Source organism: Methylocystis sp. SB2 (assembly GCF_049817085.1).
In the GTDB taxonomy this organism is placed as follows: Bacteria; Pseudomonadota; Alphaproteobacteria; order Rhizobiales; family Beijerinckiaceae; genus Methylocystis; species Methylocystis rosea.
In genome coordinates, this window is the sequence record NZ_CP187401.1 from 1,423,768 (window position 1) to 1,444,617 (window position 20,850).

The following is a 20,850-nucleotide window of genomic DNA, read 5'->3' on the forward strand; positions in this document are numbered from 1 at the left end:
TGTGCGCCGTCGCTAATTCCCTCCGACGACATTGAGCGCGGCGGATTACGAAGCCCGCCAGCTCTCCGACCTCCAATCGTCTAAAGCCGAAAGAACAATCTCGCTCACGGTAGCGCCGGGAGCAGATTTGCGCGACTTCAAGCGGTCGCCGGCTAGCCCGACGGGAGATCGCTTCCAGGCTCCCCTTCCCGCAAGAACCAGCGCCGTTGTCGCATCGATCGCGCAAGCCGCGATGATGTCCCTTATCGGGATTGAGCGCAGCTCTGCGATCCGCTCGACGACCATGCGCATGAATGGAATACGGAGACAATCTGATGATGCTCGTGACCTCGTGCAAGGCGCGCTTATTCGCGCTGGTCGCGCTTGCCATCTTGAGCTCAGCGCCGCGCGCTCGCGCCAACATCAACGACTATGAGTTCCGACTCGTGGAAGCGCAATTCAAGACGGGGCAAGCGATCGTATCGGTGAGTCTCGTCCATAAGCCCGACGACAAGCCGGCGCCAAACGCGGTGATCTTCGCGATGCGTCTCGACATGGCTCCAGATGGCATGGAGTCGATGACCAGCATGATCGAACCGGCGCCAAGCCCCGATCCCGGATTTTATCGCTTCAAGGTCGATCTGACCGATGCGGGAACGTGGCGGATATCGCTCGCTGCAAAGGTGCAGGGCGAGAGCGGCACGCTCCAGAGCCGACTAATTCTAAAGGTGGCGCCATGAGTCGAGGGCCGCGCCTTCGCGCCATCTCAATTGTAGGGTCGGCGGCGATATTGATGGGCTCAACATCGCTTTCGGCGACTGAACGAAACTTGCCCGGCGCCTCCGTCGAAAGCGTTGTCGCGCTTGCGAAGCAGCTAAGCCCCGAACTGGCTGCGGCCGCGCTGGATGCCGATGCGGCAGCGCATAGAGTGGGCGCGGCTGGCGTGCTCGCCGATCCGACGGTGACGCTGCAGGCGTGGGACGTGAATGGACGCGGCGTCGGCCAACGTTGGATCGGCTTCGAACAGGAATTCAAACTTTGGGGCAAACTCGACCTGGAGCGCGGCGTCGCAGAAGCCGACGCCGACGCTGCGAGGCATCAGAGTCGCGCCGTCGCCACAGATTTGATCGCCCGCGTCAAAACCGCTTATGCGCAATACGCCGCTGCGTATCGGGCAATCGACCTCTCGGCTGGATTGAAGCGCCGGCTCGATGAAATCCTCGGCTTGTTGCGCTTGCGGTATGGCGCAAGCTCCGTCGACCAGCAGGAAGTGATCAAGGCCGAGATCGAAGCGGCGACGGCTGAAACAGAGGTCGTACGCCGTCAAGGCGAGGCAAAGTCGGCGTCCGCTCGCTTAAACGCCTTGATCGGTCGCGGCTCGCAAGAGCCGCTCGCTATTCCCAGTGGGTTTCGGCCGCTGAAGACAAAGCTGATGCTGGTCAGCGTTCAGGAGCTCGCGAGAGCCGCCAATCCAGCCCTCGCCACGACCAACGCGCAGGTCCGCGCGGCGACCGGAACTAAAGAGCTCACGGATCTGAATTACTACCCAAACGTTACCGTTGGAGCGACCTTTGTGCAGCGTCCCACCGGTGACAACACCGGGCAATTCATGCTTAATTTCAAAGTCCCGCTGCAATATGAGGCAAAGGACGCCGAACAGCGCGCCGCCAGTTCACGACTCGGCGCCGCCCAGATGCGCTACGACGCCATCCGAATCCGGCTCGACGGCGATGTCGCCGAGGCATGGTTCGGATTGGAAGCGGTGCGCAAGGCGATCCGCATTGTCGAACAACGCCAGCTCAATCCGGCGCGCCTTTCGGTAGAGACGGCACGAAGCGGATTTGCAGCCGGAGCCGCCGACTTGACGACGTCTCTGGAAGCTGAACGACGCGTGCAAGCGATCGAACTCGAAATCCTTAAGCTTAGAGTCGAAGAGCAAGCCCGATACGCTGAGCTTGAACGACTGGCGGGAGGCTCACTATGACTCGCCGTCACATCGTTATTCTTTTGGGCTTTGCGGTCGTCGCGGCCAGCCTCGCTTGGTTGGTCGAGGGACGTTTCAAATGGGTTACACCTACAGGAAAGCTGGGCGACGCCGGGCCTAACATCTCGGATAAGGCGCCTGCAACGACAGGCCCGATCATTTACTACCGAGATCCCGACGGTCGCCCAGCCTATTCCTCGACGCCCAAGAAGACATCGGCAGGCAAAGATTATCTGCCGGTGCGCGCCAGCCAGGATGTGAGTTTCGAGGAAAAGCCTCCTGCAGGCGCCGCCAAGATTGGCGGCGTACGACGCGTGCGCTTCTATCGCCATCCGATGGGCCTGCCTGACACATCGCCCGTTCCCAAGAAAGACGAGATGGGAATGGATTACGTACCCGTCTACGAGGACGAGGCGGAGAACGGCACGACCATCACGATCAGCCCCGGAAAGCTGCAAAAGACCGGCGTTCGCTCCGAACCCGTCCAACGCCGGACGCTGAGCGTCCCTGTTCGAGCGACGGGCAGAATCGACTTCGACCCGCGACGTATCTCGATCGTCTCCCTCCGCTTCGAAGGCTTCATCGAATCGGTCGGGCAGTTTGCGGAGGGCGATTACGTTCGCAAGGGCCAGATGCTGATGCGCGTGTATGGGCCGAATCTTTCGAGCGCAGCCGCCGAATATGTCGCCGTCCTCAACATGCGGCGTGGCGGCGGGATCGACGCCCAGCGTCTGGAGGGAGCCAAGCGGCGGCTCGTCAATCTCGGCCTCGACGAAAGCGCCATCGCCGCGATCGGGCGCGCCCGCAGCGTTCCACGTGTGATTGCATGGCCCGCGCCGCAAGACGGCCATGTCCTGGAGCGGGCGGCAATTGCCGGCATGCGCGCCGCGCCGGGTGACGTGCTGTTTCGCATCGTCGATCATTCTCTAGTTTGGGTGCTGGCGGACATCGCCGAGCGGGACATCGCCTTGATCCAGCCCGGACAAAAGGTCGACGTGCGGCCACGGGCTTACCCAGATCGATCCTTTAAGGGGCAAGTCGCTCTGATTTATCCCCATCTCAATATGGAGACACGAACGGCGCGCGTCAGGATCGAACTGCCAAACCCCGACGGGTTGCTGCGGGGAGATATGTATGCCGAGGTCGAGATCGCAGCCGGCGGAAACGAGAAGGTGCTAACGGCGCCAGAAAGCGCCGTCATCGACACCGGTAAGCGGCAAGTGGCGATTGTCGACAAGGGCGAAGGGCGCTTCGAGCCGCGCGAAGTCAAGATCGGCCGGCGCGGCGAAGGCTTCGTCGAAATCAAGAGCGGCGTGAGCGAAAACGAACGCGTGGTTACGGCCGCAAACTTCCTCATCGACGCCGAAAGCAATTTAAAGGCGGCGTTACGAGCTCTCGACCAAGCGGAGGCGGGCAAATGATCGCCCGTCTCATCGCCTGGTCGGCGCGCAACCTTTTGCTCATATTCGTGGGCGCTGCCTTCGCGGCCGCAGGCGGCGTCTATGCCTTGCGCACACTGCCACTCGACGCAATTCCCGATCTCTCCGATGTGCAAGCGATCGTTTATACGGAATATCCGGGCCAGGCGCCGCAAGTCGTCGAGGATCAAGTCACTTACCCGCTCACCACTTCGATGTTGACCGTTCCGCGCTCCAAAGTGGTGCGCGGATTTTCATTCTTCGGCGTATCCTTCGTCTACGTCATCTTCGACGATGGCGTCGATATTTATTGGGCGCGCTCGCGCGTCCTCGAATATTTGAGCGCGGCGAGTAAGAGATTGCCGGCGGGCGTGACGCCTGTTCTTGGTCCCGATGCGACGGGCGTCGGCTGGGTCTATCAATATGCGCTCATCGCCAAGGATATGACGCTCGCCGAATTGCGCTCGATCCAGGACTGGACGATCCGCTACGGCCTCGCCAAGGCCGAAGGCGTCGCTGAGATCGCGAGCGTCGGCGGCTTCGTCAAGCAGTATAATGTCGTTGTCGATCCTAACCGACTACGCGCGCTCGGCATTCCACTGTCGAAAGTGCGCGGCGCCATCCGCGCCAGCAATGCCGATGTCGGCGGTCGCACGGTCGAACTTTCCGAATTTGAATTCATTGTGCGTGGACGAGGCTATCTGCGCAGCGTGAGCGACCTGGAAAGTATTGTCCTGCGCGTCGAAAACGGCACACCACTTCTCCTGAAGGATGTCGCGCGCGTCGAGCTCGGCCCCGACGAGCGGCGTGGCGTCACCGACCTCAATGGCGAGGGCGAGGTTGCGAGCGGCATCGCGCTACAGCGTTATGGCGCCAATGCGCTCACAGTGATCGACAATGTCAAATCGACCCTTGCGCAGATGGCGACAAGCCTGCCCAAGGGCGTTGAGATCGTCTCGGTTTACGACCGCTCCCAGCTCATTCATGCAGCCATCGAGACGCTCAGGAGCACACTTGTCGAAGAAGGAGTCATTGTCGCTCTCGTCTGCGTCGTCTTTCTAATGCATGTGCGCAGCGCACTCGTCGCCATCATCATGCTTCCCGTTGGCGTATTAATGGCTTTCGCCGCGATGAAGGCGCTGGGAATCGGCTCCAACATCATGAGTTTGGGCGGCATCGCCATCGCCATCGGCGCAATGGTGGACGCCGCCATCGTTATGATTGAGAACGCGCATAAGCATCTGGAGCGCGCGCTTCCCGACAAGCGGCGTATCGAGATATTGATCGATGCTGCGACCGAGGTTGGCCCCGCGCTGTTCTTCAGCCTGTTGATCATTACGGTTTCGTTCCTGCCCATCTTCACGCTCGAAGCGCAAGAGGGGCGTCTGTTCAGCCCGCTCGCCTTCACCAAGACGTTCGCTATGGCGGCGGCGGCGCTTCTTTCCGTGACGCTCGTGCCGGCGCTGATGGTCGTCTTCGTGCGCGGAAAAATTGTTCCCGAGGCGAGAAACCCCATCAATCGCGCACTCATCTGGCTCTATCGGCCGATCATACGTCTGGTGCTCAAAGCGAAAGTCGCCACTATTCTGCTGGCGCTGGGCGCGCTGGCGCTGACCATCATTCCGGCCCGCCAGCTCGGTAGCGAATTCATGCCCACTCTCAACGAGGGCGCGCTTCTTTACATGCCGACGACGCTGCCGGGGCTCTCGGTCACCAAGGCCGCCGAACTCCTGCAAACGCAGGACCGCATCATCAAATCCTTCCCCGAGGTTCAGTCCGCCTATGGCAAGGCTGGGCGCGCTTCCACCGCGACCGACCCGGCGCCGCTCGAAATGTCCGAGACCGTCATCCAGTTGAAGCCGAAGGATCAGTGGCGTTCTGGAATAACGATCGACAAGCTCATTGCAGAAATGGATGCGGCGCTGCAATTCCCCGGCGTGTCGAACGCCTGGACCATGCCGATCCGAAACAGGATCGACATGCTGGCGACGGGGATCAGAACGCCGATCGGCGTCAAGATTTTTGGCCGCGACTTGTCGCAAATGGAGGGCCTGGCGCGCCAAGTCGAGGCCGCCTTGAAGCGCGTGCCCGGAACTTCGAGCGCCTACGCCGAACGCGTCATCGGCGGCTATTATCTGGATATTGTTCCGGACCGCGCGATGCTCGCGCGCTACGGCCTCATGATCGGCGACTTGCAAGAGGTTATCGCGACGGCACTTGGCGGCGAGACGATAACCACGACCGTCGAGGGACGCGAGCGCTATGGCGTCACTATTCGCTATCCGCGCGACTTTCGTTCTGATCCGAGAGCGATCGCCAGCGAAGTGCTGATTGCCATGCCGGGCGGCGGGACGGTTCCACTCGGCGAGGTGGCGAGGATCGAACTTGTTCGTGGCCCCACTTCGATCCGCACCGAAAACGGCCAGCTTGCGGTCTATATCTTCGTCGATATCCGGGATCGCGATCTTGGCGGCTATGTCGCAGAAGCGCGTAAATCGGTCACAGAAGCGATCGAGTTCCCGCCCGGTTCTTATGTCACGTGGAGCGGCCAATTCGAATATCTGGAGCGCGCCGACGCGCGCATGCGGATCGTCGTGCCCCTGACGCTGCTCGTCATTTTCCTGCTGCTCTATATGAATTTCCGCCGCTTAACCGAGACATTGATTGTCATGCTGTCGCTGCCCTTCGCACTGGTCGGCGGCGTGTGGCTGATGTGGTGGTTGAACTTCAACATGTCCGTCGCGGTGGCGGTGGGATTCATCGCGCTCGCCGGCGTCGCCGCCGAAACCGGCGTCGTCATGCTTATCTATCTCGATCACGCCATGCGCGAAATTCAGGCTGCGCGCGAGGCCTCGCGCGCCGCTTTCACGAAAGCCGATTTGCATGAGGCGATCATGCTCGGCGCTGTCGAACGCGTGCGGCCGAAGATGATGACGGTTGTCGCGATCATGGCGGGGCTCGTGCCGATCCTCTGGAGCACGGGCGCAGGATCAGAAGTTATGCAGCGTATCGCCGTTCCGATGATTGGCGGGATGGTGTCTTCGACGGCTCTGACGCTCGTTGTCATTCCGGCGATCTATGCGCTGATCAAGGGGTTTGGCCTGCCTCAAAAAGGAGAGGTCAAGCAGGAGTTGGGGGGAACTATCCACGCAGCTCCATAGAACAATGCACAACAATCTTCACAGGAGGAAAGACTAATGCTTAGACTCTCTATTGCCTTAGCGACGATGCTGGCCCTATCCGTTCCCGCGATGGCCCAAGAGCTCCAGGAGCACGACCCGCAGACTCACGGAATGGTCCCCGGCGGGCATGGCCGTCACATGCATCGTGATTGGAGCACTCCTGGCCAACACAGACATAATGTGTGCTGGCACCGCCATCATGGAAAATGGGTGTGGGTCTGTCGCTGATGGAGAGAGCTTCGTGATTGAACGCATATTCGATGCGAAGCTGACGTACGGTAATTGTCGTCGACAATAATGGAACGGTCCGACCATCGATTTGCTGTCGGGCCGTGTTCCTTAGGCAACAGTACGAGGCGCGGAAGGTCTCATCGGCGTGATATCATCCAAGGAGTCCGCGCCCCTCATAAACCGTCGAGCAAAATGGCGGACCGCATCCAGTGACTTGCAGTTCCGCCGTTAAACTTTGCGTTGTTGATCTTTTCGAGCGACGATACACGACGACATCGGTCGAGCGGGAGCCTCCGCAGCCAATGGTGTCGAGGCCGTGACTGAAGGAACCGCCATTTCTGGAAGCGGGGCGGCCGTATTGCCGAGTGAGCAACGACGATCGACCTTGCGCAAAGGACGCCTAGATCAATTACGATGCCGCTTCTGACGGCGCAAGGAAGGATGAACCGAGTGGCCCACGAGCATCGGCATGATCGCGCCTCGCATGAGGAATCGAAGACGGCCCGTGGCGGTGTCACAATCGAGGATGCGCATCAAGACCCATCCCATGTAGCGGACGTTATCTACACATGCCCGATGCATCCGCAGATTCGTCAGATCGGGCCCGGAAATTGTCCAATCTGCGGCATGACGCTTGAGCCACTCGTCGCTTCGACCGAAGCCGAACCGAACGCCGAACTCGTCGACATGACTAGGCGGTTCTGGATCGGGCTGGCGTTGGCGGCGCCGGTGCTCGTCTTGGAGATGGGCGGACATTTATTCAATCTCCATCACTTGCTAGCGCCGCAGGCGTCGAACTGGCTTCAGCTCATTTTGGCGACGCCGGTCGTGATTTGGGCTGGCTGGCCGTTTTTCGTTCGAGGCGCGCAATCGCTCGTGACACGTAATCTGAATATGTTCACGCTCATCGCCATGGGAACGGGCATCGCCTGGATTTACAGCGTCATCGCAACATTGGCGCCGTCGCTCTTCCCGCCGGCATTCCGCAACCTCGATGGCTCTGTCCCGATCTATTTCGAGGCGGCGGCGGTTATCACCGTCCTTGTTCTGCTTGGACAAGTTCTTGAATTGCGCGCGCGGGAACAGACCGGCGGCGCCATACGCGCGCTCCTCGATCTCGCGCCAAAAATGGCGACTCGGATTAACGCTGACGGATCCGACGAAGAAGTTGTGCTGGATCTTGTGAAGGTCGGCGAGCGCCTGCGCGTCCGTCCAGGAGAAAAGGTTCCTGTGGACGGCGAACTCGTCGAGGGCCGCAGTTCGGTCGATGAGTCCATGGTCACCGGCGAATCCATGCCGGTGACGAAGATTGCAGGCGACAGAGTCATCGGCGGCACGCTTAATCAGACTGGCGGCTTTGTGATGCGCGCGGAGAAGGTTGGCCGCGACACCGTGCTCTCAAGGATTGTCGAGATGGTCGCATCCGCGCAGAGAAGCCGCGCGCCAATACAGCGCCTCGCCGATCAAGTGGCGGGATGGTTCGTGCCCGCCGTCATTCTCATCGCCGTTATTGCATTTCTTGCCTGGGCAATCTGGGGACCGGAACCACGCATGACGTATGGCCTTGTTGCAGCGGTCTCCGTTCTCATCATCGCTTGCCCTTGCGCGCTCGGTCTTGCGACGCCGATGTCGATCATGGTCGGCGTGGGACGCGGCGCGCAGTCGGGCGTGCTGATAAAAAGCGCCGAGGCGCTGGAGCGCTTGGAAAAAATAGACACGCTGGTGGTGGACAAGACCGGGACGCTCACCGAAGGCAAGCCGCGCGTCACGGCCATCCTCGCCGTCACCGGGATCTCCGAGGAAGATCTGTTGGCGACGGCGGCGAGTCTTGAACGCGCCAGCGAGCATCCCCTGGCGTTCGCAATCGTTCAGGCCGCAGCCGAGCGCGGGCTCGCGCTCAAAGGTGCGACGGATTTCGATTCCCCCGTGGGCAAGGGCGTCATCGGTCGGGTCGAAGGCAATGTGGTCGCGATCGGCAATCGTCGATACCTTGTGGAGCTCGGCGTCGATGCGACGCCGCTCGATAGCGACGCTGAACGCCTGCGGGAAGACGGCGCGACTGCTATCTTTGTCGCCATAGACGGAAGAATTTCCGGCGTCATCGGCATCGCTGACCCAATCAAAGCGACGACGGAAGCCGCGCTGAAATCGCTGCGCGAAGATGGCGTCGATGTCGTGATGCTAACCGGCGATAACTGGACAACGGCGCGGGCCGTCGCCAAACGCTTGGGAATCGGCGAGATCGAAGCTGAGATCCTCCCTGAGGACAAGAGCAAAGTCGTGACCCGCTTGCGCGAGGCGGGTCGAATCGTCGCCATGGCGGGAGACGGCGTGAATGATGCCCCTGCACTGGCCGCTGCCGATGTCGGAATCGCCATGGGAACCGGAACCGATGTCGCGATCGAAAGCGCGGGGGTGACTTTGCTGAAGGGCGATCTCGGGGGCATCGTGCGTGGTCGACGCCTCTCCAAGACGACGATGCGCAACATCCGCGAGAATCTGTTCTTTGCGTTCATTTATAATGCCGCGGGCGTGCCCATTGCGGCTGGCGCGCTCTATCCGATCTTCGGGCTACTCTTATCACCGACGATCGCCGCCGCGGCGATGGCGCTGTCATCAGTCAGCGTCGTCGTCAATTCCCTGCGACTAAGGCGAGCCGAACTGGACCCCGAAAGAAAAATCGAGATGCCGCCATTCTCCTAATAGTCAAGAGGTTGCGATGATGCTCGTATGATGGCGCAAAATCGTCCCAGTGAACATTTCACTTCGTGAAATGCTGCGTTACCTGCATGAACCGTCTGCTCTTCTCGCGAGAGCGCCGACTGGCGAGCGACTGTGTTTGCACTGGGGTCCGACAGGGTTAGGCGTAGGCCAGCAATCCGTGGCCGCCTCTCCTCCGGGCCGGCTACCATCGATGCGCCCGCCAATATCATTAGGGTATACCCTCGCGCGACGTAACATCCCCTATCAATAGACATGTAACTTCGGGGTTGACGGCGACTATTAGTGACACTGTAGGGTCGGGCTTAACACCCTGAGGTGACACACTATGGCTCGAATCGGCTACGCCCGCGTCAGCACCATTGATCAAGACCTCGACACCCAGCTCACAAGGCTGAAAGCAGAAGGCTGCGGCGTCATTCGCTCTGAAAAGGTTTCAGGCGGAAGCCGCTCCGGCCGAAGTGAGCTGGCGACCATCATTGAGTTCCTTCGGCCTGGAGATGAGCTAGTGGTGACGCGCCTGGACCGACTCGGCCGCGACACTCGCGACGTCCTCAACATCGTTCACGAGTGCGACCAACGAGAAGCGTTCGTGACCGTGCTCGATCCTCACGTGACGACGCGCGGCGAAACCGGTCGAATCGTCATGACCGTCCTCGGCATGGTCGCGCAATTGGAGCGGCGGTTCATCAAGGAGCGTCAGCGCGAAGGCATCGATCGGGCGAAAGCCGAGGGCGTATATCGCGGAGGCAAACGCCGGATTGATCGGAAGCAACTATTCGCGATGGCTAATGCCGGGCACGGGGTTGCCGCCATTGCTAAGTCCTTGGGATGCTCGCGCATGCACGTCTATCGCGTTCTTGCCAACGAACGCGAGGGTCAAGGCGTCGGCTCTGAATTAGGACCAGCTGGTTAAGCGACGTCGCACCACTTCAATGACGTCGCACCACTTCAATGGAGAATTAATAGATGGCCGTTCCTTCCTCGCCGGTGTTCTATGACTGCGAGGCTTCAAGTCTTGACGGCTTTGTGATCGAAGTTGGCTGGGCATACGTTCGGCCCGATGACGGTCAGATTATTTCTGCCTCGCACCCGGTTCGTCCGCTAGCTGAGTGGCAGATTGCAACAGTCTGGGACGAGAACGCGGAAGCACTGCACGGGATTTCAATTGCAGAGATTTCTGCGCAAGGCACTCCCGTACGCGATATTGCCAACGCCATGAACGGCGGGCTCGCCGGACGAGAGCTTTATTCCGATAGCCCGTTTGATGAGGCTTGGCTCAACCAAATATTTGAGGGAGCTGGGATCGAGCCTTCATTCTGTGTACGCCAAACCAGCGCCGACGCTTTACTGGAGAAAACGGTTACAGATCGAAAATTCGATATGGCGCAATACCGTATGGCCTTGAATGAGGCCGAGCAAAGTCGCCGCCACCGCGCCGAGTCAGACGCCCGCATGTGGGCGCAGCTATGGCTAATGATCACTAAAAATGCGCCATGACGCCGCAAGTCAAAACCCACATTTGATCCATGCCTGCCTTGGACAGTCGCAGCAGTGCTCGGCTAAACAAACCCGTCTCCGCAGTGCACGCCGACATGGTGGTCAGATTGCTCATTTTATTACACGAGACGTTTTCGGCCACACTGCGGCGGCCCGCAGGACACATTTCGGAAGGGCCTGCACACCCTGGCCTCCAGCCTTAATGATGAGTGACCCGTTGAAATGATCCGCCTGCAAAAGCCTGCTGCCTCCGCATCCAAAACACTCGATCAGGGCGCGCGCATCTGATTGGACCAAGGGGTCGTCGGCCTTGCGTTGACGCAGCCAATTGAGCACCTCGCTTTCTCCGCACTTAAATCGTGCCTGCGCATCCCTGCTCAGCGCCGCGCTCCGCTTGAGTAGGAGCAAACTCCGCAGCAGAGGAGTCGTTCTTCAAGATGCTAATCTCCACTCGGTCTTGGAGTAAAAGCTTATCGTCGTCGACTACACGCACCAGCTCGAGCATTATGTCTCCAATGCCAGCGGACACTCGCGGGCTCATGTCACGGATAAAGTTCTTTGCCAGCTCAAGCAGCTGTAGGATGTTTAGCCTGGCTGGCGTAGGGGCATTCGTGTCCGTCACTTTGAGTCTCCGGCGAAGGTAGGTCTGATTTGGCGAATGTTTGGCGCGGCTTTAGAGCGATCCGGATTTCGGGGGGAACGATCGTCACGCGCGGCGTCGGCGCGGGCGGAGGAATCTCGCTCTTGACCTCCATGTCGAAAGCCGCGGCGAATTCCAGCGCGAGCAATTGTAGCTCCAGCATCGCGACACCCATGCCCACGCATACGCGCGGTCCAACACCGAATGGAGTCCACGCGGGATTTCTCAGGTAGTCGCGATCGAGCCTAAAGGTTTCGGGTTCGGTCCAGAACCTCGGATCCCGATGCATGTGCCAAGGGCTGACGATGAGCGACGTGCCTGCAGGCAGACTTCGTCCCGCGATCGTCACCGGCTTCTTGACCTCTCGCGAGAGCCAATAAGCAGGCGGATAAAGCCGGAGGACTTCGCGCGCAGCAGCCGTAGCGATCGGCGTTCTTGCCAGCAGCTGGGGATTGATTTCCCCGCTTTCGTCAGAAATCGAGGCGGCTTCGCGGGCGATCGCATCGCGCAGCGCGGGATCGATAGCGAGAAAATAGAGAAGCCACGCCATCGCGGTTCCGCTGGTATGGTGACCCGCGAGGAACAGAAGCAGAATTTCGTCGTTCAGTTCTTTTTCGGAGAGCTGCAGCTCTTCGAGCGCTCGGATGAGCGAGTCTTTTTTTGCATTTCGTCGCGCGCGCTCGACCACGAAGTGCATCATGGACGTGCCTTCCGCGAGCTTGCGCTTTTTGCGCGCTCGAACCCACGGAAGGTCAGGAATGATTTGGAACATGCCGGCCGCGAGGTCGTCCTCGATCAGATTTACCGCTTCCACCATCAGGGCTTCATCACCCGGGGACAGCGCGTCGGCACCGAAAAGCAATAGACTAATAATGCGTAGGGCAAGCGGCGCCGTCGCCCGATGCGAATCGAAATCTGGCTCAGTTGCAAGCGCTGCGGCGTAGCGACGTAGGAGCGCGGAAATGCTGGGCGCTATGCTCGTCGCCAGGCCGCGCGCCAACTGTGCGTGCATTGCGGCGCGACGCTCCCTGTGTCGCGGTCCGCTGAGCGTGAACGAACTATCGCCCATGATTTCGCGTAGCTTGTAGATCAGCCTGCCTTTGTCGATCTCTTCTTCGGGCGCTGAAAAAATCGACTTCGTCAGCTCGGGGTCGGTCACAAGGTAGACCGGCGCAAAGCCCATATTCAGACGACGCAAAGGCTCGCGCGACGTGCGACCCATCTCAGTGAAAAAAGAGAGTGTGTCACGCCGAAATGGCGAAATGTCCGAGAACCAATGTCTCATCGATAATCTCCACGTTCTGAAGGCTGTGAGCGAGTTTTTCTAGAAGTTCAGCAGGCTGCGAGGCGATTGGAATTTCCCCAAGGACCGCAAAAATGGGTTTTTGAAAGCGATCTGTTCCGACTTGTTTCGACTCGCCATATCGTCGCGTCACGATTCCGAGCCGCCTCATCAATCGCTCATGCTGCATGTCAGCAACGGCGATCAGGCATCGTGCCGAACGCGTCTGCGCAAACGCTATGAGCAGCGCGTAGAGTTGAACGCCAGCGTCCGAGCGATTGGGCGCCGCCGCAAACCGAGAGATCTCCCAAGCGTCACTGGCCTTAGGCAAAGGCTGATTGTCGGAGAGATGCGAAAACACCTCTGCGCTTAGGTAAGGTCGATCGCACCGCTGTGCTCGAAATGAGCCGATCAAACGTTTGTCTTGCCATAGGCCGCACAATATTGCGCCACAGGCGTCATAGTCGTCCCTCTCTTCCTCACCGCTTACCCGCAATTTCCAGCCTTTGTTTTCAACGAAAATTCTTTTGCGAAATCGCCGAATCTCGGCTGCTCGCGCGTCAGATGCTTGATCCTCGAAGAAAATAGCTGTGCTATCGTTTGAAACATTCGCCATCGCCAGCCCCCCAGCTGCTGGGCTGACGATGGCGCAGATCGAGCTTCAGACCCCATTCTCAAAAATGGGTAGTTTTAAATGGCGACGTCCCTCGACGAGGTAATTGCGAAAATAGAGGCTGCATCGACGCTCGAAGAGCTTACCGCTGTTCTTCAATGGGTTGCCGAAGACTGCGGATTTGCGTCCTATGCCTTTGTCGACATTTCCCTGGCAGGCGATCAGGCGCCCCTTGTCGTGACCACGAACCGGCGGGATTGGGACCAGACATACCGTCAGGAGAACTTCATCGAAGTGGACCCTGCGATTGGCGTGGCGCGTCGGTCGAATATTCCTTTCAATTGGTCTTCGTTGCCGCTGCCGGAGCGCAAGGGGCGACGCATTCCTGGCCCCCTCAAAACCCTATTCGCCGCCAAGGATCACGGATTCACTGAGGGAGTTGTCATTCCCTTCCACTATGTCGATCACCTCGGCCGACCCTATTCCAGCGTCTGCACGTTCTTTTGGACCGATCCGCTGAGCGGCTTTGTCAACAGCTTCAAGGTAAATCGCAATTGGCTGCATCTGGTCCTGATCTATTGGGCTCAGCGGACAATCGATCTCGTGGCGAAAACCCAGCAGCTACCTCATCGTTTTCTCGACAGCGAAGGCCAGCCTTTGGCGGCGGTTTCCCTCACCGATCGTGAGCGGGATGTCCTCTCCTGGGCAGCCCGGGGAAAAACTGCCTCAGAGACAGCGGACATCATCAATGTCGCGGAAAGCACCGTTGTCGTTCATCTCAAGCACGCCATGGCCAAATTAGGAGCCGCGACCAAGACGGAGGCTTGCGTGCGCGCGGTTTACCTTGGTCTGATCAATGTGTGAGGCTATCGAGTGAGCATCTCTGCGCGTGGCTGAAACGGTAGGATCAGCGCACCGCGTGTGCTGAGCGCGCATCCATGCGTCGAATCTTGCCCTGATCATCGCGGAATCGGCGGGCCACTTCCTCGCCAAGTCTTCTTTTATGAACGCGATGCCGTCGCGGGCCTCTATCCAGCTCACCTGATTGTTCGTGAGCAACAATTCGGTCAGCCGAATAGAATTTGTGGCGACCGCTTCCGCAGAGAGCTGTTTCATCATTCGACCTCGCAACTGATGAGGAGCCAATCAGGTTGGGCGCGCAATCTGTCCGCGCGGTAGATCAGGGAAGCAAAGCGGCGGGAGCTTGACATTAAAATGGGAGAGAAAGGACAAATTTGCGTTCTTGTGGTGACATCTCTGAAGAGTTCAAAGCGCAAGGCAACCTTGCATAATCATTATGTTTTTTGCAATTCCCCATGGTGGGACCGCCGGCGGACGATCGGGTCCTGGCCAGCAGAGTTGACACTGGGTTGCGTCGCTCGCCTTTCCAAGCGGGCGAACCATCTTGACCCCTTCGGCGTCATGTTCTTTGTTCGTTCACATGTCGACCGACCGCCGCATTCCCCATAACACCGCCGAATATGCTCGCTGGCTCGCGGGCGAGATCTCGCGCCGATATCGGCCGACCTGGTTTGAACCCGACACGGCGATGTTTCTTGCGATGGCGCTAGAAGGCTATGCGGGCTGGCTCGACCATAAAGAGGCGAGCGTACTGAACTTTACGGTGACGGCGATCGATGACCTCGGAGTGTCACGCGTGATCGCGGCCGCCGACAACGTCGAGGTCGCATGGGCGGCGTACAGCGCCGCAGTCCCCAAACAAACCCGCGGACGTCTGATGCTTCATCAGAAGGCGCGAATTATCGCGCAGCATCCCACAAAAGTCGCCTAGGGAGGGAAACCGAACGGAGGCTGGCTCGCAAAGCAGGGAATGCGAGATAGTATCGGGCAGGAATGCAGTGCTGCTTAGGACCGCTTCTGACCCCAAGCGGAAATTCGGAACGGCGGCTATCTGGAAGCATGGCGGCGCTAGCGCCGTCGACGCGAACTGTCCGATGTCGCCGCCCCATATCGAAGGACCGCTAGATGGGAAGGAAGGGCTACTGCGCGTTACTTCCGTTTAGTGCCGCTGCTCTTCCGTTTCGTTGCGGCTAATGAGCTAGTTGTCACGCGCTTTCGCGCGGATTTCTGCGACACTTTCGATTTGGCAGGGCGGCCGGATTCAGTCGCTCCCTTCGGCGACAAGGCGGGTTTGCCGCCATCGGGGATCGAAACATCAACCACTACAGCTACCAATTTCGGATTGCGCCCGACGAGTTCCTGCAAGATGGACTGCAATTCCGAGGCGCTTTTCGGAGCAGACAACCCCTTGCCTCTGCTGGGGAGCGTGCCCGACCTGTTCGCCCCATACCAAAGCACCAAATAGATGCCATATCCGCTCGCTTGCGGGTCTCGTGTGTAGAACCTTTCGAGTTGAGTCTCATATGCTCTCCAAAGTTCAGGATGGCTGTCGCGCTTCAATTCCAATACGAGCTTATGTTTGCCGAAGAATATGACGATGTCAGCTCGCTTGTCCGTCGCCATATGCCCTTCTGGTTCTATGACAAGCCCTAGCGCAGCGGACTGAACCCTCAGCTGGTCTACAATGGCATCTCGCGCGCTTTCCTCAACTCTTGCAGTCGTCGGGCGGCCAAACGTGTCTTCATTCCAAAAGAGCTGCTTGTAGAGATCAGTGTTTCCTGCGTTTATCTGCAAGCTGATCGCTTTCAGATATTCCACGACCAATGCACTCAGATCGGCGACGCTCGCAGGTTTATCGTTCGAAAGCGCTGCGATTGCTTGATCCCAAGTAGGCTGCTGGAAGGCCATCTCTCGCACCTTCGCTTGTTGGTTGGCAATAAAATGCTTAACGTCGTTCGTGAATCCTACAAGGTTGGGATCGAAGAGTAGACCTCTTAATGTCCGTTGCGACTGATCGTCAGTAAGAGCTGATAGGGTTGCGAGCATGTTTCTTACGTACTCGGCTCCATCCCATGGGTTCCGGTCCCCACTCCAGCCGCCGTTAGGAAATCCCACGTTCTCGCAGTGGCGGCCAATGAGCGAAGTCAGTTCACCGAGTTGTTCTGGTGTAATCATGACGAGTGATGTGCCAGCTTGATCGCGCGTGTGCTTTGTCAGCGCGCGGAGTTGCCAAACGATCTCGGGCGATCGTGTTTCCTCTCTTAGCAAACTGCGAAAGCTCTCGGCGTCCGTCAGATAGCCCGTGATCACCCAAAGTCGTCGTTGCTCGGGATTCAACCCAGCTTCAGGTGAAGAGAACTTGCGGGCTAAGTTGCGGAGGGACTTTTCATTCCTCTTCGTTCTCGCGGTCAACAGCATATCTTCAAGCCGCTGCGGTTGAGCCTCTGGGAACCGTTCAAGAAGCCGCAATGCGATTTGATCGCGCTCTGCCTCAAAGAATGGACCACGCAAGAGTTCAAAGAATCCATTGAGCGGTTGATTGGGCAAATCCAAGGTGTTGCGAGCGAGCGCCGTGTACACGGAGATTACCAAGGCCTTGTCAGCCTTGATCAGGGCGTGCTTCCACTCTCGATCGTCGGTCCTCATCACATTGTCTTTGCTTATTGTTGTCGTGGGGATGACGAGGTCGAGGGCGAGTAGTGACTTAAGCGTCCGCTCTGCAAATCCTTTGAGTGACGGCCGTTCCAGCCAACACTCGTCCATTCCGGCGAGTGCGATGTACCACGACATGGGAAATTCATTTCGCCGCGCCGCGTCTAGAATTGCAGTAAGTGAAGGGACATTTCTTGACCGGCGTACGAACGCCTTAAGGCCCTGCAATGCACTTCCGACTGAGTCAGGCCCCAGCGCTGCCTCGAGTCGCTGCCTAGGAGAGAGAGAGCTGTCGACGTCGCTGTAATTCGCGAAGTATATGTTTGCAATCCAAGTCAGCCAGTTGATATTCAGCCCGTGTTCGATACTTAGTGCGTTTTTCTGAAATTCCGCTACGTTGCGCTCTCGACCCTGAGATTGTTTCTTTGCTTCAACGGCCAACCGTTCTGCTTCTCGTTGCCTCCACGGGTGGATTTCTGCTGTTAAGGTCGCGGCCCTAACCGGAAGCAATTGAGGCAGGCCGTCAGCGAGCGCGTACAGAGCCTCGAACGTGCTTTCACTCGCGTCTGGATTTTCGAAACATAAGTTCAAAGCCATTTCATAAAGCTGTGCAAGCTTAGCGCCTCGATAAGCGCCGCTTGTAATTCGATCGGAAAGCCACTGAAGCGGCTCGTCGTGCAGCGGAACTGGCAGCCAAGCGCGAAGACGCCTCAGTAGCGACCAAAAAGGCTGAGTTGCGCGGTATGCAGACAGCGCTGCAATGAACGTTTCACGGATCAGCCGAGCGGACTGCTTCAGCGCGTTTCTTATGTTCTCCAAAGGTTGAAGTGAATGGTCGTCTCGCAATGATAAGCGGAAATCAATCCATCCATACAGACGTGCGCCGGTGATGCCTTCCGTTGGTGCAGACAGCACACGAACGACCAAATCGTCGATGAATTGCGGGACTTCTCGACGACCAAACTTTTTCGACGATTCGGTATGGAGAGTCGATCGTAGCGCATCTAAAGCTGGGACAACCCTATCTTCAGGAATGGATCTTGCAACGCTCCAGAGAGTACCACCCACCATTTGCCCTTTACTAGAACTCACATCGCTTATGAACGCGACCAAATCCGATTCAGAAAAATTGCTGGCGTACAAATGGGAGAGTATCTCCGCACGGACACGGAGGTTGTCCGGTTCGTTATCCAAACGCTTATAGCATTTGAGCAGCTCCGCATTCGCGTCCTGCCGAAGCAAGGATAAAATCGCCGGCCGCTTCAAGCCGAAAGGCGCTTCGGGTGCGACAACAAGGTTGAGCAGGTTCGATTTCAGTGCTGGCACGGGGCTCTGTGCGAGCGCTTCCAATACAATCGCCTTCAGTCCAAACGGCCCGTCTCGCTCCTGTAGGATAGTTCGGAGTTCAGTGGCCATATCTGGCTGGGAGAGGATAGCGAGATTACTGTTTGAATGGATTTCGGGTCGAAAATGCGGGTCCGCTGTAGCGAGAGTTCGTAGGGCACTTAGCAAGTCCCGCCGCAATGTGAGGCCCAATTGGGTAGGATCGCCGTATATGAGTTTGCCAAACGGGTCTGCGCGGATCAGTAGCGTCGCATGCTCCGGAAGCAATATAGTCAACCAAGCATGCATTCCCCGCAATTCTGGAGTGGGAATCCCATCGACGCTTGTTAACGCAATAACGCGCGTAATCGGGAAGCCATGATTGCGGACGCGGTCTGCCAACCATTCAGCAGCTAAATATTCAGCAAGAATTCTGTGGAGATAGTCCACGCATTCGTCGCCAATCGAGCGAAAGGCGCGTCGGCTGAGAGCGGCAAGGACGAGATCGCCGGGCGCGAACGGTATGGTGCGATAGCTCGGACGATGCGGACTGTCGCTCGTCTCTGCGAGGCATATGCCGTCCACGTCGCTTATCAATCGCAATGCGTCGCTTGCGCCGGCGGGCGGTCTCACCTCATGTTCATTGAAAACGCCGATCCCGGTACGCGCGCGATCTGTATTGTGCTCTCTGAGCAGAAGTTTGGTAGCGCTATCAAGTAGCTCGCGCGTGTTTGCAGGCCATTTCTTATCTTTGACCGCTTCGCTGAGCATGATGAGGTTCTGAGGATTCTGCAAGAAATCGGCAAGACCGCGTTTTTTCGCCTCCTCTACAAACTTCTCGGCGTCGACTACCCCCCTATCGTTGAGCAGTGCGTGCTGCTCGCTCTCTGTAAGAGGCATAAGGGTCAGTACTCTTACCCCACCGTGTAGATCGAAGAAGGGCCTAAGGGATGCCAAGTCGGTGCCGCCAAGCCAATCGTGCGCTCTGCACGCAAGTCGGACCTTCTTAGGTTTGCTATCGAAGAGTTTTTGAACCAATGCATCGACCGTGTCGCGATCGCGTCGCCCCGCGCGCTTTTCATCCAATGCATCAATGAAGATAATCTCGTCAGCGGTCGAGGTCGGCGTTATGAGAAAGTGCCGAACGGTCACAAAGCGTCCGCCAGTACGCCTAGCCCATGCATCGAATAGGTGAGATTTTCCAGCGCCCGGATCGCCAAGGAGGATGATGTTGGGATCATCGGAAAATTCAGAAAACCGTTGGTTCTTTGGAGGCTCCTTCCCATGAGGGTCTATCTGAAGAACAATCCGGTCTGGCATATTCGCGCCGTAATGTTGCTGGAAAAGAGTACGCAGCTATTGTCGTGCGCAAGCTGGTGAATGGCAACTGTAAAGCACACTTCAAAGCGACCTTTGAAGGATCTATCTCCAAGCTACTGCGAAACTTCGGAGAACTAGTCCGGGGTCGTCGACATCAATCAAGACGCGCTCCGACTCCTCGAAGGTCCGCTTCTTGGCCGCAAGGTAATGCGAGTTAATGACCGCTACTGGCGCTAAGCGGACTCCGATGCGGCAAGTTCAGCTCGACGAGCGTTGGATCGGAGTTCCAACGCTCGATCTATTAAAACGCGATGAAACAATCTGCTCGTGCGCGGCGGGCGTTCTATGGTGGATGACCTCAATCCGCGTCGTCGGCGTATCGCGGTAGAAGGTTACGGGTCTGGCCGGATTATATCGGTAAGGCGCTGGAGTTGCGGCCGTAAATGATCGCGAAAATCACTGAGCAGGGCGAGTCTTCGTGGCGTCCTTGACGCACTTCTTCGTGAAGCTGGTTCGGGCCGCTCCTGCTAGCTTCTTTTCGACCGCAGCTGCGTCGCACGCACTCGTCGCTGCATCCCTCTCGCACTTTTTTATGAAACTGTTCAATGCTGCGCCATGCAGCTTCTTTTCAGTCGCTTTGGCGGCACAGTCTGGGTTGGATGGAGCCTGGGCGTAAACGCCTGGGGAACACAAAACGCCAGCGATGAAGACTGAAGTAGTAAAAAGCTTTTTCAGCATATTGCCCTCCTCGAAAAAATGGCCCTGCAGTATGCGGCAGAGACTGAGAGAGCGATAGCCGGAAATTCCTGCGCCATGGCGACACGGTTGCGTGCACCCCGGCAGCTGCACTTCGTCTGAGCTTTCCGCGCGCTGGGAACTGATCTAATAGATTCTGATGGGCTGGCGAGGGCAACACAACCGGGACGAAGATGCTGAGCGCGAGTGGCGCAAGCTGCCCTTCCGCGACCGCTATGACTGGCCGAGCCTCGCGCTGTTCGCGATTTTCGTGGGCGCTTTCGTCTACGCGCTTTGGCGCGGTGGATAGACGGTCCATCTATGGTCCGTATCTGGGGCTGAGCTGAATCTCAGACACCAAAGCTTTTTAGGCTTCGATCAATCACTTCAGTCATTGGCGCGCCCGGGT

Annotated in this window: 13 protein-coding genes; 9 read left to right on the plus strand and 4 right to left on the minus strand. The window is 58.1% G+C overall.

Annotation, left to right across the window (positions count from 1 at the left end; all coding sequences use genetic code 11):
* Positions 1-293: 293 nt before the first annotated feature.
* The 7 genes from ACPS74_RS07040 to ACPS74_RS07070 all read left to right on the plus strand — a co-directional run bounded on the left by ACPS74_RS07040 (position 294) and on the right by ACPS74_RS07070 (position 11,015).
* A complete protein-coding gene (locus tag ACPS74_RS07040; protein ID WP_157055258.1) occupies positions 294-719 on the plus strand; it encodes a FixH family protein in 426 nt (141 codons plus the stop codon).
* A gap of 53 nt (positions 720-772) precedes the next feature.
* On the plus strand, positions 773-1,963 hold the full coding sequence (locus ACPS74_RS07045) for a TolC family protein (RefSeq protein ID WP_239753964.1): 1,191 nt from the start codon (positions 773-775) through the stop codon (positions 1,961-1,963).
* Positions 1,960-3,384 (plus strand): efflux RND transporter periplasmic adaptor subunit, encoded by a 1,425-nt coding sequence (locus ACPS74_RS07050; protein WP_029650811.1) that lies wholly within the window; start codon positions 1,960-1,962, stop codon positions 3,382-3,384. Before ACPS74_RS07045 ends, ACPS74_RS07050 begins: the two co-directional genes overlap by 4 nt.
* Positions 3,381-6,542 carry an efflux RND transporter permease subunit gene (locus ACPS74_RS07055; protein ID WP_029650809.1) on the plus strand — a complete coding sequence of 1,054 codons (3,162 nt, stop codon included), beginning with the start codon at positions 3,381-3,383 and terminating at the stop codon, positions 6,540-6,542. The genes ACPS74_RS07050 and ACPS74_RS07055 overlap by 4 nt, the downstream gene beginning before the upstream one ends.
* A 666-nt stretch (positions 6,543-7,208) precedes the next feature.
* Positions 7,209-9,497: a copper-transporting P-type ATPase gene (locus ACPS74_RS07060; protein WP_029650807.1), complete on the plus strand. Its 2,289-nt coding sequence runs from the start codon at positions 7,209-7,211 to the stop codon at positions 9,495-9,497.
* Between the two features lie 346 nt (positions 9,498-9,843).
* Positions 9,844-10,431: a recombinase family protein gene (locus ACPS74_RS07065; protein ID WP_029650805.1), complete on the plus strand. Its 588-nt coding sequence runs from the start codon at positions 9,844-9,846 to the stop codon at positions 10,429-10,431.
* A gap of 53 nt (positions 10,432-10,484) precedes the next feature.
* On the plus strand, positions 10,485-11,015 hold the full coding sequence (locus ACPS74_RS07070) for a 3'-5' exonuclease (RefSeq protein ID WP_051381777.1): 531 nt from the start codon (positions 10,485-10,487) through the stop codon (positions 11,013-11,015).
* Between the two features lie 566 nt (positions 11,016-11,581).
* Here the strand turns inward: ACPS74_RS07070 and ACPS74_RS07075 are convergent.
* Both ACPS74_RS07075 and ACPS74_RS07080 read right to left on the minus strand, forming a co-directional pair.
* Positions 11,582-12,940 (minus strand): cytochrome P450, encoded by a 1,359-nt coding sequence (locus tag ACPS74_RS07075; protein ID WP_425622396.1) that lies wholly within the window; start codon positions 12,938-12,940, stop codon positions 11,582-11,584.
* Entirely contained in the window at positions 12,900-13,553 is a 654-nt protein-coding gene (locus tag ACPS74_RS07080; protein WP_083481361.1) for an acyl-homoserine-lactone synthase, read from the minus strand. Before ACPS74_RS07080 ends, ACPS74_RS07075 begins: the two co-directional genes overlap by 41 nt.
* Positions 13,554-13,631: 78 nt before the next feature.
* Here ACPS74_RS07080 and ACPS74_RS07085 point away from each other — a divergent pair, with 78 nt between their 5' ends.
* Together ACPS74_RS07085 and ACPS74_RS07090 are read left to right on the plus strand one after the other, a co-directional pair.
* On the plus strand, positions 13,632-14,414 hold the full coding sequence (locus ACPS74_RS07085; RefSeq protein ID WP_029650799.1) for a LuxR C-terminal-related transcriptional regulator: 783 nt from the start codon (positions 13,632-13,634) through the stop codon (positions 14,412-14,414).
* 577 nt (positions 14,415-14,991) lie between these two features.
* Entirely contained in the window at positions 14,992-15,342 is a 351-nt protein-coding gene (locus ACPS74_RS07090; protein WP_029650798.1) for a hypothetical protein, read from the plus strand.
* A gap of 218 nt (positions 15,343-15,560) precedes the next feature.
* Here the strand turns inward: ACPS74_RS07090 and ACPS74_RS07095 are convergent, their stop codons facing one another.
* Together ACPS74_RS07095 and ACPS74_RS07100 are read right to left on the minus strand one after the other, a co-directional pair.
* Entirely contained in the window at positions 15,561-19,706 is a 4,146-nt protein-coding gene (locus tag ACPS74_RS07095) for a hypothetical protein (RefSeq protein WP_029650796.1), read from the minus strand.
* A 456-nt stretch (positions 19,707-20,162) separates the two neighbouring features.
* Complete coding sequence (locus tag ACPS74_RS07100) at positions 20,163-20,441, minus strand: hypothetical protein (protein ID WP_370646338.1); 279 nt, start codon at positions 20,439-20,441, stop codon at positions 20,163-20,165.
* Positions 20,442-20,850 lie beyond the last annotated feature (409 nt).

Excerpts from the sequence above, each read along its gene's own strand:
- ACPS74_RS07090 (WP_029650798.1), top strand. The coding sequence starts at position 14,992 with ATGTCGACCGACCGCCGCATTCCCCATAACACCGCCGAATATGCTCGC.
- ACPS74_RS07055 (WP_029650809.1), top strand. The coding sequence starts at position 3,381 with ATGATCGCCCGTCTCATCGCCTGGTCGGCGCGCAACCTTTTGCTCATA.
- ACPS74_RS07080 (WP_083481361.1), bottom strand. The coding sequence starts at position 13,553 with ATGGCGAATGTTTCAAACGATAGCACAGCTATTTTCTTCGAGGATCAA.
- ACPS74_RS07050 (WP_029650811.1), top strand. The coding sequence starts at position 1,960 with ATGACTCGCCGTCACATCGTTATTCTTTTGGGCTTTGCGGTCGTCGCG.
- ACPS74_RS07075 (WP_425622396.1), bottom strand. The coding sequence starts at position 12,940 with ATGAGACATTGGTTCTCGGACATTTCGCCATTTCGGCGTGACACACTC.
- ACPS74_RS07085 (WP_029650799.1), top strand. The coding sequence starts at position 13,632 with ATGGCGACGTCCCTCGACGAGGTAATTGCGAAAATAGAGGCTGCATCG.
- ACPS74_RS07065 (WP_029650805.1), top strand. The coding sequence starts at position 9,844 with ATGGCTCGAATCGGCTACGCCCGCGTCAGCACCATTGATCAAGACCTC.
- ACPS74_RS07095 (WP_029650796.1), bottom strand. The coding sequence starts at position 19,706 with ATGCCAGACCGGATTGTTCTTCAGATAGACCCTCATGGGAAGGAGCCT.
- ACPS74_RS07045 (WP_239753964.1), top strand. The coding sequence starts at position 773 with ATGGGCTCAACATCGCTTTCGGCGACTGAACGAAACTTGCCCGGCGCC.
- ACPS74_RS07070 (WP_051381777.1), top strand. The coding sequence starts at position 10,485 with ATGGCCGTTCCTTCCTCGCCGGTGTTCTATGACTGCGAGGCTTCAAGT.
- ACPS74_RS07060 (WP_029650807.1), top strand. The coding sequence starts at position 7,209 with ATGCCGCTTCTGACGGCGCAAGGAAGGATGAACCGAGTGGCCCACGAG.
- ACPS74_RS07040 (WP_157055258.1), top strand. The coding sequence starts at position 294 with ATGGAATACGGAGACAATCTGATGATGCTCGTGACCTCGTGCAAGGCG.